Origin of the sequence: Polaromonas sp., assembly GCF_041689105.1 — a bacterium.
GTDB lineage: Bacteria > Pseudomonadota > Gammaproteobacteria > Burkholderiales > Burkholderiaceae_C > Polaromonas.
On record NZ_JBDNGU010000028.1, the window covers coordinates 37,429 to 54,111 of the forward strand.

The following is a 16,683-nucleotide window of genomic DNA, read 5'->3' on the forward strand; positions in this document are numbered from 1 at the left end:
AACCGGTGGTGGAAGAACGCTGCATAGCGCTCTGCCCGGCGCGAGCACACGCATCGCCATCAAGCCGCATCAACACCCGCATCAACTTTGGCTTTGGCTTTGGCTTTGCGGCGATGTCACTTCCATCAAACCGGACACTTCCGATGTCATGTATTTGACTTGCTGGCCACCTAACATTAATTCCATTGCTTCAACACAAGGAAGAAACTCATGAATGGTTTTATGCGACAGGCTGCAGTCACTGCGGCCTGCCTTCTCGCCTCTCTGGCTTCGGCTCAGACAGACAATCGACCCATCGTCAGGGTAGCGGTTCAACAGGTATCAACCTCCGGCACACTGACCCCTTTGCGCGAACAGAGCAATGTGGGTTCGCGCAGCTTTCCCATGATCTATTCCGCCTTGATTGACCTTGATCGTCAGGGCGATCTCAAGCTCATTCCTGGCCTGGCCACCTCCTGGAAGCGCATCAACGACCATACGGTAGAACTGACGTTGCGCAAGGGTGTCAAGTTTCATAACGGTGATGAAATGACGGCTGAAGATGTGGTCTTCACCTTTGGCCCGGAATACATGTTTGGCAATACCAAACCGGTTCGCAGTGGACAGGTCGCCAGCACCATCAGGGTTGACGACAGCAAGCCCACGACGGCGACGCCTGACGCAGCCAAAGGCATGTCGCCAGCACTGCCGCCAGAAGTTCCAGCCATCGCCCGCCGACTTTGGCCATCCCTGGAAAAAGTCCAGATTATGGACAAGCACACGGTTCGCTTCATCAATGCCGTGCCGGACGTGACCATGGAAGGCCGGCTGGCCCGTTCGGGATCCGAAATCATTTCCAAACGCGCCTTCATGGCGTCCAAAGACTGGGCATCCTGGGCGCGTAATCCCGTCAGTGCCGGTCCTTTCAAGATCAAGACTTTTACGCCCGACAACCTGCTGGTTCTGGCCGCTCACGACGCCTACTTTGGTGGCAAGCCAACAGTGCGTGAAATACGTTATCAAGTGGTCCCCGAAGTTTCTGGCCGCGTCAACGGCCTGCTCAGTGGTGAATACGATTTCGTCACAGATGTCCCGCCCGACCAGATCAAGACGATTGAAGCCAATCCCAAGTTCGAGGTGGTCGGTGGTCCAGTGCTGAATCACCGCCTGATCGTGTTTGACAAAACCAATCCACAGTTGGCCAACCCGCGCATTCGCCTGGCGATGGCGCACGCCATCGACCGCGAAGCCATCGTCAAATCACTCTGGGCTAACCGCACCAGCGTACCAGCTGGTTTGCAGTGGGAGTACTACGGACCGATGTTCCAGAAAGACTGGACGGTTCCAAAATACAATCCGCAGCTCGCCGCAAAGCTGATACGTGAATCTGGCTACAAGGGCGAACCGATCCCCTTTCGCGTGCTGAACAACTACTACACCAACCAGGTGCAAACCGCGCAGGTACTGGCTGAAATGTGGCGCGCTGTGGGCCTGAAGATAGACATGCAGATGAAGGAAAACTGGCAACAGATTTTTGGCCAGAGCACGCCGCGCGGCATTCGGGACTGGTCGAACTCGGCACCGTTCAATGATCCGGTCAGTTCCATCGTCAATCAGCATGGCCCCAACGGTCAGCAGCAGCAGCTGGGCGAATGGACCAATTCGGAATTCAACACCTTGTCCACCTTGCTGGAGAACTCGACCGACATGAACAGCCGCGGCCGCGCGTTTCATCGCATGCTGGAAATCGCAGAACGTGAAGACCCCGCCTACACCGTGCTGCACCGCAATGTGGTTTTCTACGGCAAGCGCAAGGACATCGCCTGGAAGTGGTCCCCCACCTTCACGATGGACTTCACCGCTGGCAATATTCGCTTCCCGGCAAAATGAGCGCCATCCTGTCAGAGCCGGCGTGGTCACCACGCGCAACCAGTTCAGCCGCGCCGGTTCTTGAGCTGGTGCCCGGCAGCAAACCCCTGATCAGCATTCGCGGCTTGTCTGTTGCCTTCGATAACGGTCCCACCACGGTGCCGGTACTCTATGGCGTTGACCTCGATATCCGCCGCGGTGAAGCGGTGGGTATTGTGGGTGAATCCGGTTGCGGAAAAAGTGTCACCTGGCTGGCCGTCCTGGGCTTGCTGGGAAGCAAGGCCCGCATCACCGGCAGTGTGCACCTCGACCAACAACCTATCCATCAGCTCACCGGGGACCAGCTGGCACCGATCCGCGGCAAGCGGATTGCCATGATTTTCCAGGATCCGGCCTCTGCGTTGAATCCGGTGCACAGCATCGGTAAACAGTTGCTTGAGGTCCTGGAACTGCATCGCGGCCTGCGCGGCCAGGCGGCACGCGCAGAGGCGCTGCGGCTGCTGGACCGGGTACATATCCCGAATCCAACTCAGCGACTGTCGGCCTATCCCCATGAGCTGTCGGGTGGAACCAATCAGCGGGTCATGATCGCCATGGCGCTGGCCGGCGAGCCCGACATGCTGGTGGCAGACGAGCCCACCACAGCGCTTGACGCGACCATTCAGGCGCAAATTCTGCAGTTGCTGACCGAAATCCGGCGCGACAGTCAGATGGCCATGGCGCTGATTTCCCACGACCTCGGTGTGATTGCCGAAGTCTCGGACCGTGTGCTGGTCATGTATGCCGGCCGCGTCGTTGAACAGTCCTCCGCGCGTCAGCTGTTCGACAACGCGCGTCACCCTTACACTCGCGGTCTGTTGGCAGCCATGCCAGACCTGTCCGGTCCACGCCGGCGCCTGGTGGCAATTTCCGGCAGCGTCCCTGAGCCAGGTCGTCTGCCTTCAGGCTGCAGCTTTCGCACACGTTGCCCGCAAGCCGATGACCGCTGTGCAGCCAGCGTGCCAGCGGAACAGGAAGTTTCCCTCACGCACCACGTGTCTTGCCTGCAGACCGTCTCGGCATGACAGGCTTGCTTGAAGTTCGCGACTTGGCCTGCCATTACGCCGTTGCGCAGGGCGGCTGGCGCAAGCCGGCCCCCCTGCGTGCCGTCGATGGTGTGTCGTTTGAGCTGCCAGCTGGAAAAACGCTGGGGCTGGTGGGTGAATCGGGTTGCGGAAAATCCACCACGGCACGGCTGGTATTGGGGCTGCTGCCACCCACCAGCGGCGCTGTTCATTTTGAGGGTGAACTGGTCCCCGCCCGGCGCAATGCGCGCTGGCGCGCTCTGCGCCGCCGCATGCAAATGGTCTATCAAGATCCCTTGAGTGCACTGGATCGCCGTTTGCCGGTGATCGACCAGGTCTCAGAACCCTTGCTGATCTTTGCTCAAGGCAACGCAGCTGAACGCCGTGAAGAGGCCGCCGCCCTGATGGCCTCGGTGGGCCTCACACCGAATCTTTTTGACCGCTATCCGCATGAGCTTTCTGGCGGTCAGCGGCAGCGCGTGGTGCTGGCGCGGGCCATCATCATGCGCCCCAGCCTGCTGGTCTGTGATGAACCCATCTCGGCGCTTGATGTCTCCATACAGGCGCAGGTTATCAACCTGCTGCAGGATATCCAGGAGCGCTTTGGCATGGCCTTCCTGTTCATCAGCCATGACCTCAAGGTTGTACGCCAGATCAGTGACGAAGTGGCCGTGATGTACCTGGGCCGCATTGTTGAGCAGGGCGCTCCCGAAGAGATTTTTCAGCGGCCCGCCCATCCCTACACGCAGGCCTTGGTGTCGGCAATTGCCTCACCCTGGCTGCGTCAAGGGTCGCCCCGCATTGTGCTTGAAGGCGACCCGCCGAATCCAGTCGAGATTCCGTCCGGTTGTGCTTTTCATCCGCGGTGCCCGTCGGCCATGCCGGTATGCCGGCAACAGCCTCCCGGGCTGGTTGACATTGGCGCCGGTCGAACGGCAGCCTGCCATTTACTGACTCGCCAGACATCGGGCACTGCATGCTGAATTACATGGCTTCACGCCTGCTACGCGCCTTGGTCACCATCTTTTTGGTCCTCACCTTCGCTTTCTTCATTTTGCGCATGTCCGGTGACCCGGCCATGATGATCATGTCGGCGGAGGCCCCGCCCGAAGCGCTGGCTGCTTTTCGCAAGGGCTGGGGACTTGATATGTCCCTGTGGCACCAATATCTTGATTACTTCAACAAGTTGCGGCAGGGAAATTTCGGTCAGTCGATGCGCGACGGCCGTCCTGCGATGGACATGGTTCTCGAACGCATACCGGCCACGCTGGCGATTGCCTTGCCCGCCTTTGCGCTCAAGCTGCTGATTGGCATTCCCGCTGGCATCTTTGCTGCGCTCCACCGCAACTCCTTTCTTGATCGCCTGGTGATGAGTCTGTCCGTGGCCGGCTACAGCGTGCCCAGTTTCGTGCTTGGTTTGGTGCTGGTTCTGGTATTTGCTGTCTACCTGGGCTGGCTGCCCAGTGGTGGCAACACCAGTTTGCGCCATGCCATTTTGCCCATCGTCACACTCAGCCTGGGCGGCGCAGCCATCCTGGCACGCTTTACCCGCTCAGCCATGCTTGAGGTCATGGGCCAGCCTTACATCCGGACGGCTTCGGCCAAAGGCTTGAGTTGGCATCAGGTGGTACGCCGGCATGCACTGCCCAATGCGGCGATTCCGACGGTCACCATCATCGGTTTCATGCTGGGCAGCCTGATTGCTGGCGCAGTTGTGGTCGAAAGCGTCTTCTCCTGGCCGGGAGTTGGCCGACTGCTGGTTTCTGCTGTCGCCAACCGGGACCTGGCTGTGGTGCAAAGCCTGCTGCTCCTCGTCGCTGCGACCATGGTGTCGTCAAACCTGCTGGTCGACGCGCTGTACGGATGGATTGATCCACGCTTGCGTGCGGGTGGCAAGACCGCAAGGGCGACCCAGTGAGCAAGGCGTGGGTACCCGATTTAGTGGCGACGCAGCAAACCATCCCATCGACAACACGCTGGAAGGCCTGGCTCAGTGCCTATCCGCCTTTGGTGGTGGCCGGGGTGCTGTGGATTGTGGCGATGCTTGGCATAGCCATCTTTGCCGATCTGCTTGCCCCTTACGCCTACAGCCAGCTCGATCTGAAGGCCAGGCTGCAACCGCCAGTATTTTTCGGCGGCAACAGCGAGCACTGGCTGGGCACCGATGAGTTGGGCCGGGACCTGCTCTCGCGTCTCTTCATCTCGGTGCGCATCAGCCTGCTTGTCGCTTTTATCGGCACACTGCTGTCCGCCATGATTGGCGTCTTGCTCGGCTTTCTGGCTGCCCATTTCAGGGGTTGGGTAGAACAGCTCGTGCTCATGCTGGTTGACTTTCAGGCGTCCATGCCTTTCCTGGTTATCGCCTTGGCAGTTCTGGCCTTCCTGGGAAACACCTTGCCACTTTTTATAGCGCTCATGGGTTTTTACGGCTGGGAACGAGCAGCGCGCATTGCGCGCGGACTGACGATTGCAGCGAATGAGCAGGGATATGCCGCTGCCGCCAACGAAATCGGCGCGTCCCCGCTGCGCGTCTACTTCCTGCATGTGCTGCCCAACATCGCCAGCACCCTGATCGTCAGCGTGACGCTGACCTTTCCGGAACTGATCCTGCTTGAGGCTGGGCTGTCTTTTCTGGGTCTGGGTGTACAGCCACCGATGACCAGTCTGGGCAACATGGTCGGATACGGTCGCGAATACCTGCAGTCGGCCCCCTGGATCTTGCTGGCGCCCAGCGCCGTCATAGTGCTGACCACTTTTTCCGTGAGCCTGGTTGGCGACTGGCTGCGTGACCGGCTGGATCCGACGTTACGCTAATTTTCAACGTTTTATTGAGGTTTTAAGTGAAACAAAAAAATGTACTGCTGATCGTGGTGGACCAATGGCGTGGTGACACGCTGCCCATGGTCGGTCACCCGGTCGTGAAAACGCCAAATATCGAAGCGCTCGCCGCCGAAGGCGTGACCTTCGCCCGGCACTACACCCAGGCCGTCCCCTGCGGCCCCGGACGTGCAAGCCTGTTGACCGGGCAGTACATGATGAACCACAGGGCGGTCCAAAATACCATCCCACTGGATGCACGGCACACCAACATCGCGCTGGAAGTTCGCAAGGCCGGTTATGACCCGGCGCTGGTCGGCTACACCACCACCACACCGGACCCGCGCGTGACGGCGGCGCAGGACCCGCGCTTCAAGGTGCTGGGCGCCGACATGGAAGGCTGGCGCCCGGTTGGCTCCTGGGGTAACAAGATGGAGGCCTATTTCTCGTGGGTCGCTTCTGAGGGTTTTGCCATGCCCGACAACCCGTGGGATATCTGGCTACCCAAAGGACTGGATGCAGGGGATGTAGGTGCCACCGGCAAGCCCAGCCAGATCCCGGCTGAGTTGTCTGACACGGTCTGGTTCACGGACCGCGGGCTGGACTATATGCGCGGCGCTGAGAACAAGCCATGGTTTCTGCATCTGGGCTACTACCGCCCCCATCCGCCTTTTTCCGCGCCGGCACCCTACCACGACATGTACGATCCGGCGCTTTGCCCGCCGCCGGTTCGCGCAGCGACAGTGGAGAATGAATTCGACCAGCATCCTTTGCTCCGCTTTTATGTCGAGAACATCCAGCGTAAAAACTTTTTCCAGAACGGGGAAGGCTTGGCCAGCCAGATGAGCGAGGTCGAAGTACGCCAGATGCGTGCCACCTACTACGGACTCATGACTGAGATAGACGACCAGCTCGGCCGCGTTTTTGATTACCTCAAACAGTCTGGGCAATGGGACAACACCTTGATTGTGTTGACCAGTGACCATGGCGAACAGCTTGGCGATCACCACCTGCTTGGCAAAATAGGCTACTTTGACGAGAGTTACCACATCCCCATGGTCGTGCGTGATCCCAACGTCGCCGCCAATGGTTCGCGCGGCACATTGGTGCAGAACTTTTCAGAAACGGTTGACACCATGCCCACGGTGCTGGAGTGGCTGGGCCAACCGATTCCACGCAGCTGCGACGGAAGCTCGCTGTTGCCCTTTCTGCATGAAGGCGCAGCACCATCGGACTGGCGCACCGAGGTGCACTATGAATTCGATTTCCGTAACGTCTTTTATTCCAAGCCCGAGGCGTCGTTGGGCCTGGAGATGGATGAATGCGCACTGGCAGTGATACAGGATGAGGATTTCAAGTACGTTCACTTTGCCGCACTTCCCCCCCTGTTTTTTGATCTGGAAAAGGATCCTGAGCAGATGAAAAATCAGGCGGCCAATCCGGCCTATGCTGAGCTGATGCTGAAGTACACCCAAAAAATGCTGAGCTGGAGAATGCTCAATGCCGATCGCACATTGACGGGTTATGCAGCTTCGCCCGATGGCCTGTTGTCCCGACAATGAGCACGACCGACCTGATCGCTGCCTACCCGTCACTGGTCTTCGATCTCGATGGCACACTGGTTGATTCGGCGCCCGACATTGGAAACACACTGAGCATGGCGATGGCTGACTGTGGACTGGCGCCTTGGCCCGCCGACACATTGCTACCTAATTTATTCAGCACCCTGCCCGGCATAGTGCAGGAGCTGCTTGAATCCCGGGGCGAGAGCCTCGCCTATGTGGAGCCGGTTGTTGAGGCTTTTCGTATTCGTCAGCAAACATCGGCTTTCACCGCATCCCGCCCTTATCCTGGTGTGCTTGCTTTTTTGGAGGCTTGCCACAAGCTCGGCAAGCGTATGGCGGTATGCACCAACAAGCGCCACGGTGATGCTGTGAAGATGCTGGCGCACTTCAAGCTTCAAGACTATTTCAGCCACGTGATCGGCTGCGACAGCGCAGTCAGAGCCAAGCCTGACCCGGCCCCGCTGCTGATGGTGTTGGCTCATCTGGGCGCCAGGCCGGCAGAGGCCTTGTTGTTTGGTGATACTCATGTGGATGCCTTGTGTGCACAGAAAAGCGAGGTAGGTTTTGTCTGGCACCGGGGCGGCTATGGAGGCGATGAGGTCCTGTCCCATCCGGTCGCAGCAAGCTTTCATTCCTTTCGCGAACTCGGAAAAGCGAGCTGAAAAAACTGGTGGGCTTGAACAAGACGAAAACGCTCGCACCACAACGGCGTTCTCGTTCTTCTCTGTCAGCCAGACGCCGTGGCGAACTGGCAGCCTGGCCAGTGGGAGTGAAGGCCGTGCGTTGAATGGCCCTGCCGCGAATGCCCTATCGCTGCTTACGCGATGCGTTCAAGAATAAGAACAGCAAAAAATCCAAACGCGGTGATCAAAGTCCACTTCAGGATGGTCAAGCCGTAGCGTCTGAACCGGGCCTGACCGGTGCCCGCATAAAAAACAAATGAGACGATGGCTGCCAGCAACAGCATCAGGAAGAGCCAGCGAAACAGCAGCATGGTCTGGTACCCGGCCGCTTACCAGGCGCGGGCCAGCTGCGCAAATCCCTGGGGTGCCATCTTTTCGTCTTCGAAAGTGACCACTTCCCAGGCATCCGCATGTGCCAGCAATTCGCGCAGCAGCTTGTTGTTGAGCGCATGGCCGGAGCGGAAGGCGCTGTACGCAGCCAGCAGCGGTTTGCCCAACAGGTAAAGATCGCCCATGGCGTCGAGTATCTTGTGTTTGACGAACTCGTCGTTGTACCGCAGGCCATCGGTGTTGAGCACCCGGTAGTCGTCCATCACGATGGCGTTGTCCAGGCCACCGCCCAGGGCCAGCCCGTTGGCCCGCATCATCTCGACATCTTTGGTAAATCCAAAGGTCCTGGCACGCGCAATGTCCCGCGTGTAGGAGCCGGTACCCAGGTCAAACTCCACGCGCTGACCGGTGGAGTCAACAGCCGGGTGATCGAAGTCGATCTCGAAGCCGAGCTTGTAGCCGTTGTAAGGCGACAGGCGCGCACACTTTTCCGTCGGCCCCTGCCCTTCGCGCACTTCAACCGGTTTCAGGACGCGAATAAACCGTTTGGGTGCAGCCTGCAACGCAATGCCGGCCGACTGGAGCAGAAACACAAAGGACGAGGCCGAGCCATCGAGGATAGGCACCTCTTCGGCTGTGATGTCGATGTAGAGGTTGTCAATGCCCAGGCCGGCGCAGGCCGACATCAGGTGTTCGACCGTGTGCACCTTGGCACTGCCACTGGAAATGGTGGATGCCAAGCGTGTGTCAGTGACCGCTTCCGCCGAGATCACGATGTCCACCGGCTGGGGTAAATCCACCCGCCTGAACACAATGCCGGTATCGGGCGCTGCCGGCCGCAGCGTCAGTTCGACCCGCTGACCACTGTGCAGGCCCACACCGACCGCTTTGGTCAGGGATTTGAGGGTACGTTGCTGAAGCATGGATCTATTTTAAAGGGGGCGGGTGAAGCGGGCGTAAAGCATGGGTAATCGGAATGCATGGCATACGGTCCTCGGCGTCTGCGGTCCGCCAGCAAGCCGGGTCTCGCCCCGGCGGGCGACTTACTTTTCTTTGCTTCGCCAAAGAAACCTAAGGAAAAGAAAGGCGACCCGATGGTCTGGGTCCCGCAGCGATGCTACGGGCAACCTCCGGTGCTCGCCGAAAATGGGGTCGAGCTCGAACTCGCCTTCGGCTCAGACAATCGCTCGCCCTGATCCATTTTCGGCTCCGCTCCTCAGCCCAGCCCGACGGGGTGGGGGGATTGAAAACCAATACCGAAGAAAAATCCGGAGTCCTTGAAGCGCGCAGCGCTTCAAGGACGGGAATCCCAGCAGACCGTCATGTTTGCACGCGGGCGCAGCACACGCGGCCAAATGAAGTCCCCCTCCATCGCCCAGCGGGGCGAGGGCAGGGGTTAGGGGTGGGAGTGGGGAGTTGCGCTTACTGTCCAGACCGAACCGCAGACGCAGCGTGATGCCTCCACCTTGAGTCGAGAGATCAATCGGCCTGCTTGCGCAGAAAAGCCGGAATCTCGAAGTCGTCCATGCCACCGGACGCCAGCGCATCGACCTTGGCCGCCGCCTGCGTGCGGTTGGTGCGCCAGACGCTAGGAACGGCCATGTTGCCGTAGTCCGGCTGCGCCGAACCCATGCTGCTGCCGCCCGGGTGGGAACCGCTGACGGTTCCGCCACCCACCGCCATGTTGAGCACCGGCATGTTGTCGGTACCGGTACGCAGCACCTGCAGCGGAGGTGCCGTGCGGCGTGCGCCCTGGCGGCTCAGGCCGGTGGCCACCACGGTCACGCGGATGTCTTCACCCAGGTCATCGTCATAGGCCGTGCCGTAGATCACGTGCGCATCGGGCGAGGCGTAGGCGCGGATGGTGTTCATCGCGAGCTTGGACTCATTGAGCTTGAGCGAACCCTTGGCTGCGCTGATCAGCACCAGCACGCCCTTGGCGCCTGACAGGTCGATGCCTTCAAGCAGCGGGCAAGCCACCGCCTGCTCGGCCGCGATGCGCGCGCGGTCCGGGCCGTTGGCTCGGGCTGTGCCCATCATGGCTTTGCCCGGCTCGCCCATCACGGTGCGCACGTCCTCGAAGTCAACGTTGACGTGGCCGGGCACATTAATGATCTCGGCAATACCGCCGACGGCATTTTTCAGCACGTCGTTGGCATGGGCAAAGGCTTCGTCCTGCGTGACGTCGTCGCCCAGCACCTCAAGCAGCTTCTCGTTGAGCACCACAATCAGCGAATCAACGTTGGCTTCGAGTTCGGCCAGGCCGAGGTCGGCGTTGGTCATGCGGCGTCCGCCTTCGAACTCGAAAGGCTTGGTCACCACACCGACGGTGAGGATGCCCATTTCTTTCGCGATGCGCGCGATCACAGGCGCGGCGCCGGTACCAGTGCCGCCACCCATGCCCGCGGTGATGAACAGCATGTGCGCGCCGGCAATCGCCTCGCGGATGTCTTCCACCGCCATCTCGGCCGCGTCACGGCCTTTTTCGGGCTTGCTGCCCGCGCCCAGTCCGCTACCGCCGAGCTGGATCTGCTTGTGCGCGCTGCCACGGCCCAGCGCCTGGGCATCGGTGTTGGCGCAGATGAACTCCACGCCCTGCACATTGCGTTCAATCATGTGTTCGACCGCGTTGCCGCCGCCGCCACCTACGCCAATCACCTTGATTTGCGTGCCCTGGTTGAACTCTTCGATTTCAATCATTTCGATGCTCATGTGAGCCTCCTGTCGGTGTGTTTGCAGTTGCCAAAATTTTTTAGTGAAAGTCTTCAGGTGATCCCGCCTCATGCAGGGGGATCGGCGCCCCCGGAATGCTTGCAACGTGGACTCCGCCAGACAAAAACATGGAATTTTTTCATCAGAAGTTCCCCACAAACCAGTCCTTGACCTTGCCGAAAGCGTTGTGCACGCTGCCTGCCTTCTGCGCGACGCGGTGGCCGCGCATGCGCGCCAGTCGGGCTTCTTCAAGCAAACCCATCACGGTGGCCGCGCGCGGCTGGGCCACCATGTCTGACAGCGCGCTGGAATAACGCGGGATGCCGCGGCGCACCGGCTTGAGGAAAATGTCCTCGCCGAGTTCGACCATGCCGGGCATCACGGCGCTGCCGCCGGTGATGACAATGCCGGAGGACAACACCTCCTCGTAGCCCGATTCGCGGATGACCTGCTGCACCAGCGAGAAGATTTCCTCGATGCGTGGCTCGATCACGCCGGCCAGCGCCTGCCGCGACAACATGCGCGGGCCGCGGTCGCCCAGACCGGGCACCTCGACCTGGGTGTCCGGGTCGGCCAGCAATTGCTTGGCAAAGCCGCTTTCGACCTTGATGTCTTCGGCGTCCTTGGTAGGCGTGCGCAGGGCCATCGCGATGTCGCTGGTGATCAGGTCGCCGGCAATCGGGATCACGGCGGTGTGGCGGATGGCCCCGCCGGTAAAGATCGCTACGTCGGTGGTGCCTGCGCCGATGTCCACCAGGGCTACGCCGAGTTCCTGCTCGTCCCGGCTAAGCACCGACAGACTCGATGCCAGCGGGTTGAGCATGAGCTGATCGACTTCGAGGCCGCAGCGGCGAACGCACTTGATGATGTTTTCCGCGGCGCTCTGCGCGCCGGTCACGATGTGCACTTTCGCTTCAAGCCGGATGCCGCTCATGCCGATGGGCTCGCGCACGTCCTGGCCGTCGATGACAAACTCCTGCGGCTCGACCAGCAGCAGGCGCTGATCGGTGGAGATGTTGATGGCCTTGGCGGTTTCGATCACACGGGCTACATCGGCCTGGGTGACTTCCTTGTCCTTGACGGCCACCATGCCGCTGGAGTTGATGCCGCGGATGTGACTGCCGGTGATACCGGTGTAGACGCGGCCGATCTTGCAGTCCGCCATCAGCTCGGCTTCCTTGAGCGCCTGCTGGATACTTTGCACCGTGGCGTCGATGTTGACAACCACGCCGCGTTTGAGGCCATTGCTGTAGGCAATGCCGAGCCCGGCCAGCTTGAGCTCACCGCCGGGCAGCACTTCGGCCACCACCGCCATGACCTTGCTGGTTCCAATGTCCAGCCCCACAACAAGATCTTTGTACTCTTTGGCCATATCTTTACCTTTTTTCTTTCCCGTTTGCCTTGTCACCCAGCACTGTCGTGGTGACACCCCTCAGCTTGATCGCATACCCATTGCCGTAACGCAGATCGGCGGACTCCAGGGGCTTGCCGAATTTGCCTGTCACCTGCGCCAAGGTGGCGACAAAGCGCCGGGCGCGGGTTTCAATCTCTTCAAGGCTGCCGTGCCCCAGCTCCAGCATGGCGCCATCGTCAAGCCTGGTCCGCCAGCTGCCGCGGCTGGTCAGCTCCAGCTTCTCCATGCGCGCGTCTATTTTTTCAAACACTGGCGACAGCTTGCGGTAACCGTGGAAGACCAGCGCCGCCTGCCCCTGGGGACCGCTGAGCACCGGCAGGTCCTCTGACTCGACATCACCCGGGTTGGCCTCGAACACTTCGCCATAACTGTTGACCAGATGCGAGTCACCCTCCTGCGCCCAGTAGGCGATGGCCTTGTGTTCCTGCAGCACAACGCCCAGACGGTTTGGAAACTCACGCTGCACCATCGCATGGCGCACCCAGGGAACAGCTTCGAAGGCTGCCTGGGTGGCAGCCAGGTCCACCGTGAAAAAATTGCCGTTCAGCCTGGGCACGACATTGGCCCGCAGCGTTACCGCGTTGTTGTGGCTCACGTCACCGCGCACCTTGATCGCCGCCAGCCGGAACAGGTTTTGCTCGGCCAGCCAGGCGATGCCCAGCGTTCCCAGCATGCCCACAAACGCCAGGCTCAGCAGCAGCGATGCCATATTCATCAGCTTGATGTCCATCGGTGCGGGCAGGGCCTGGTTCATGCGGCGCTCCCGGCTTGTGGTTGGTGGTCAAGGCTGGCGGTTCGCAAAACTTCCAGGCACAGGTCTTCGTAACTGATGCCCGCCGCGCGCGCCGACATGGGTACCAGCGAATGGCTGGTCATGCCGGGAGAGGTGTTGATTTCCAGCAGGTAGGGCTTGCGCGTCTTCGCGTCGATCATCACGTCGAGCCGGCCCCAGCCGCGGCAACCCAGCACGCGGTAGGCCTGCAACACCAGCGCCTGAATGGCTTCTTCCTCGCCGGCCGGCAGACCGCAGGGCACCAGATACTGCGTGGTGTCGGTGAAGTACTTGTTCTGATAGTCATAGTTGCCTTCGGGCGCCACGATGCGGATCACCGGCAGCGCACGCGCGCTGTCGCCGCTGCCCATTACCGGGCAGGTCACCTCGTCGCCACGGACGAACTGCTCGCACAACACATCGGCATCCAGCTGCGCAGCCTGCTCTACGGCGTCGACCATGCCGGAGTACCCCTTGACCTTGACGACACCGATGGACGAACCTTCACGCGCAGGCTTGACGATCAGCGGCAGGCCCAGATTGTCCGGCACGGCCAGCACCTGCTTGCGCTCAAAGGCACCGCGTCGCAGCAGGACGTATTTGGGTGTCGGCAGTCCGTCGGCCAGCCAGATGCGCTTGGTGGTGACCTTGTCGATGGAAATGCTCGACGCCATCACGCCGGAGCCGGTGTAAGGAAGGCCCATCAATTCCAGCGCACCCTGCACGGTCCCGTCCTCGCCGAAGCGGCCGTGCAGCGCGATGAAGCAGCGCTCGAATTTCTCATGCCTGAGCTCGCCGAGCTCGCGCTCGGCGGGATCAAAAGCGTGGGCATCGACACCACGCGAACGCAAGGCTTCCAGCACGCCACGGCCCGACATCAACGAGATTTCACGCTCGGCCGAGCGGCCACCCAGCAGCACTGCCACTTTTCCGAATTTAGAGTCTATCAGGCTCAAAGCCCTTTCCCTTCCTTGATAGCTTGCTCTGCTTTTTGTAGCAACTCAATCACTTTTCCCGGCACGAGGCCAATCGTGCCGGCGCCCATGCACATGACAACGTCACCGTCCTGCGCGTTGTCGGCAATGGCTTGCGGCATGGCCTCGATGTCATCGACAAACACCGGTTCGACCTTGCCGGCAACGCGCAGCGCGCGCGCCAGCGAGCGGCCGTCGGCCGCCACAATCGGCGCCTCACCAGCGGCATACACCTCGGACAGCAGCACGCTGTCGGCCTGCCCGATGACCTTGATGAAGTCCTCGAAACAGTCGCGCGTACGCGTAAAGCGGTGCGGCTGGAAGGCCAGTACCAGGCGCCTTCCCGGAAAAGCGCCGCGTGCGGCGGCCAGCGTCGCCGCCATTTCCACCGGGTGATGCCCGTAATCGTCCACCACTGTGAAGGTCCCGCCTGCGGGCGCTGGCAAATCGCCATAACGCTGGAAGCGCCGGCCCACGCCTTTGAAATCGGCCAGTGCCTTCTGCACTGCGGCATCGGGGATGTTGAGCTCGACCGCCACCGCAATGGCCGACAACGCGTTGAGCACGTTGTGCTTACCGGGCAGGTTCAGCACCACCGGCAAGTCGGGCAAGGTCACGCCATTGCGCCGCTGCACCGTGAAATGCATCTGTCCGTCAACAGCTTTCACGTCCACAGCGCGCACCTGCGCGTCCTCGTTGAAGCCGTAGCTGGTGATCGGGCAGGACACCTGCGGCACGATGTCGCGCACCGCCGCATCGTCGGTACACAGGATGGCCGTGCCGTAAAACGGCATGCGATGCAGGAAATCGACAAAGGCTTTTTTCAGGTTGCCGAAGTCATGGCCATAGGTTTCCATGTGGTCAGCGTCGATGTTGGTAACCACCGCCATCACGGGCAACAGGTTCAGGAAGGAGGCATCGGACTCGTCGGCTTCGACCACGATGTAGTCACCGGAGCCCAGCTTGGCATTGGCACCGGCACTGTTCAGGCGGCCGCCGATGACAAAAGTCGGGTCCAGCCCGGCCTCGGCCAGTACGCTGGCCACCAGGCTGGTGGTGGTGGTTTTGCCGTGGGTGCCGGCAATCGCAATGCCCTGCTTCAGGCGCATCAGCTCGGCCAGCATCAGCGCGCGCGGCACGACCGGGATGCGTTTTTCGCGGGCGGCCAGCACTTCCGGGTTGTCGGCCTGCACGGCCGTGGAGGTGACAACGGCATCGACGTTGGCGAGGTTGTCTGCCGCATGCCCAACAAAGGTCTTGATGCCCAGGCTGGCCAGTCGTCGCAACGTGGCGGTGTCGGACAGGTCTGAGCCCGAGATCACGTAGCCCAGGTTGTGCAGCACCTCGGCGATGCCGGACATGCCGGAGCCGCCCAGGCCTATAAAGTGAATGTTTTTGATGGCGTGTTTCATGTCGCCAGTTCCTCGCACGCGGCGACCACCTCGGCGGTGGCATTGATTTTTTGCATCTTTTTGGCCTGTAACGCCCGTTGTACCAGCGTAGATCGCTCTGTTTTTTGTAGCATCCCGGCAAGCCAGGCAGGAGTGAGTTCGTGCTGTGGCATCAGCCAGCCACCGCCAGACTTCACCAGAAAATTCGCATTGGCGGTCTGGTGGTCATCCACCGCAGCGGGGAAAGGCACAAACAGCGCTGCAGCGCCGACTGCGGCGATTTCAGTCACGGTACTGGCGCCGGCGCGGCACACCACCAGGTCGGCTTCGGCAAAAGCCTGCGCGGTGTCGTCGATGAAGGGCACCAGCTCGGCCTGCACGCCTGCGGCGCGGTAATTTTCGCGCAGCTCCTCGATCTGCCGAGCGCCGCTCTGGTGCAGTACTTGAGGCCGCTGCGCCTGTGGAATCAAAGCCAGCGCCTGCGGCACGATGCGATTGAGTGCCTGGGCGCCGAGACTGCCACCAACCACAAGCAGCTTCAAAGGTCCGCTGCGACCAGCAAAACGCATTTCAGGATCAGGCTGCCGGGTGAAGGTCGGTCGCAGGGGATTACCTATCCATTGCGCATTTTTGAGAACATCGGGGAAAGCGGTGAACACGCGGTCCGCCACGCCCGCCAGCACCTTGTTAACCATGCCAGCCACCGAGTTCTGCTCGTGCAGCACCAGGGGCTTGCCCAGCAGCACACTCATCATGCCGGCCGGAAAGGCGATGTAGCCGCCCAGGCCCACCACCACGTCGGGTTTGACACGACGGACCACCGCAATGCTTTGCCAGAAGGCCTTGAGCAGGCGCAGCGGCAGCAGCGCCAACGTGACCGGGCCCTTGCCGCGTACGCCGGAAAAATCAATGGTTTCGAAAGCAAAGCCGCGCGGCGGCACAAGCTGGCTTTCCATGCTGGGACGTTCAGCCGTGCCTTTGCCACCCAGCCAGTGCACGCGCCAACCGCGCTCACGCAGGGCCTCGGCCACGGCCAGGCCCGGGAAAATGTGGCCGCCGGTACCGCCGGCCATGATGAGCGCGCACTTGTTCACGAACGCCCTCCCCGCATCA

General features: G+C 60.9%; 15 protein-coding genes. 7 read left to right on the forward strand and 8 right to left on the reverse strand.

Annotated features, from left to right (window positions below):
• The first annotated feature begins 384 nt into the window (after positions 1 to 384).
• From ACESMT_RS02500 to ACESMT_RS02530, 7 genes are read left to right on the forward strand one after another with little or no spacing between them, the layout of a single operon-like run.
• Positions 385 to 1,869 (forward strand): ABC transporter substrate-binding protein, encoded by a 1,485-nt coding sequence (locus tag ACESMT_RS02500; RefSeq protein ID WP_372824925.1) that lies wholly within the window; start codon positions 385 to 387, stop codon positions 1,867 to 1,869.
• A complete protein-coding gene (locus tag ACESMT_RS02505) occupies positions 1,866 to 2,912 on the forward strand; it encodes an ABC transporter ATP-binding protein (protein WP_372824927.1) in 1,047 nt (348 codons plus the stop codon). The genes ACESMT_RS02500 and ACESMT_RS02505 overlap by 4 nt, the downstream gene beginning before the upstream one ends.
• Positions 2,909 to 3,895: an ABC transporter ATP-binding protein gene (locus ACESMT_RS02510; protein WP_372824929.1), complete on the forward strand. Its 987-nt coding sequence runs from the start codon at positions 2,909 to 2,911 to the stop codon at positions 3,893 to 3,895. Before ACESMT_RS02505 ends, ACESMT_RS02510 begins: the two co-directional genes overlap by 4 nt.
• A 5-nt stretch (positions 3,896 to 3,900) precedes the next feature.
• Positions 3,901 to 4,830, forward strand: a complete 930-nt coding sequence (locus ACESMT_RS02515; RefSeq protein ID WP_372824931.1) for an ABC transporter permease — start codon at positions 3,901 to 3,903, stop codon at positions 4,828 to 4,830.
• Positions 4,827 to 5,726, forward strand: coding sequence for an ABC transporter permease (locus ACESMT_RS02520; protein WP_372824933.1), 900 nt, complete (start codon positions 4,827 to 4,829; stop codon positions 5,724 to 5,726). The genes ACESMT_RS02515 and ACESMT_RS02520 overlap by 4 nt, the downstream gene beginning before the upstream one ends.
• A 26-nt stretch (positions 5,727 to 5,752) precedes the next feature.
• Positions 5,753 to 7,291 (forward strand): phosphoric/sulfuric ester hydrolase PehA, encoded by a 1,539-nt coding sequence (pehA, locus tag ACESMT_RS02525; protein WP_372824935.1) that lies wholly within the window; start codon positions 5,753 to 5,755, stop codon positions 7,289 to 7,291.
• Positions 7,288 to 7,956: an HAD family hydrolase gene (locus ACESMT_RS02530; protein ID WP_372824937.1), complete on the forward strand. Its 669-nt coding sequence runs from the start codon at positions 7,288 to 7,290 to the stop codon at positions 7,954 to 7,956. The genes pehA and ACESMT_RS02530 overlap by 4 nt, the downstream gene beginning before the upstream one ends.
• Before the next feature lie 155 nt (positions 7,957 to 8,111).
• On the opposite strand, the gene ACESMT_RS02535 is transcribed toward ACESMT_RS02530, so the two are convergent.
• The 8 genes from ACESMT_RS02535 to murG form a co-directional block, all read right to left on the reverse strand.
• Positions 8,112 to 8,288 carry a hypothetical protein gene (locus ACESMT_RS02535; RefSeq protein WP_372824938.1) on the reverse strand — a complete coding sequence of 59 codons (177 nt, stop codon included), beginning with the start codon at positions 8,286 to 8,288 and terminating at the stop codon, positions 8,112 to 8,114.
• Between the two features lie 18 nt (positions 8,289 to 8,306).
• Entirely contained in the window at positions 8,307 to 9,230 is a 924-nt protein-coding gene (gene lpxC / locus ACESMT_RS02540; RefSeq protein ID WP_372824940.1) for a UDP-3-O-acyl-N-acetylglucosamine deacetylase, read from the reverse strand.
• A gap of 556 nt (positions 9,231 to 9,786) precedes the next feature.
• Complete coding sequence (gene ftsZ / locus ACESMT_RS02545) at positions 9,787 to 11,019, reverse strand: cell division protein FtsZ (RefSeq protein ID WP_372824942.1); 1,233 nt, start codon at positions 11,017 to 11,019, stop codon at positions 9,787 to 9,789.
• Between the two features lie 142 nt (positions 11,020 to 11,161).
• Positions 11,162 to 12,391, reverse strand: a complete 1,230-nt coding sequence (gene ftsA, locus ACESMT_RS02550) for a cell division protein FtsA (RefSeq protein ID WP_372824943.1) — start codon at positions 12,389 to 12,391, stop codon at positions 11,162 to 11,164.
• A gap of 4 nt (positions 12,392 to 12,395) precedes the next feature.
• Positions 12,396 to 13,187 carry a cell division protein FtsQ/DivIB gene (locus ACESMT_RS02555; protein WP_372824945.1) on the reverse strand — a complete coding sequence of 264 codons (792 nt, stop codon included), beginning with the start codon at positions 13,185 to 13,187 and terminating at the stop codon, positions 12,396 to 12,398.
• Positions 13,184 to 14,161, reverse strand: coding sequence for a D-alanine--D-alanine ligase (locus ACESMT_RS02560; protein WP_372824947.1), 978 nt, complete (start codon positions 14,159 to 14,161; stop codon positions 13,184 to 13,186). The genes ACESMT_RS02555 and ACESMT_RS02560 overlap by 4 nt, the downstream gene beginning before the upstream one ends.
• A complete protein-coding gene (gene murC, locus ACESMT_RS02565; RefSeq protein WP_372824949.1) occupies positions 14,158 to 15,591 on the reverse strand; it encodes a UDP-N-acetylmuramate--L-alanine ligase in 1,434 nt (477 codons plus the stop codon). Before murC ends, ACESMT_RS02560 begins: the two co-directional genes overlap by 4 nt.
• Positions 15,588 to 16,664 (reverse strand): undecaprenyldiphospho-muramoylpentapeptide beta-N-acetylglucosaminyltransferase, encoded by a 1,077-nt coding sequence (murG, locus tag ACESMT_RS02570; RefSeq protein ID WP_372824951.1) that lies wholly within the window; start codon positions 16,662 to 16,664, stop codon positions 15,588 to 15,590. The genes murC and murG overlap by 4 nt, the downstream gene beginning before the upstream one ends.
• Positions 16,665 to 16,683: the final 19 nt, after the last annotated feature.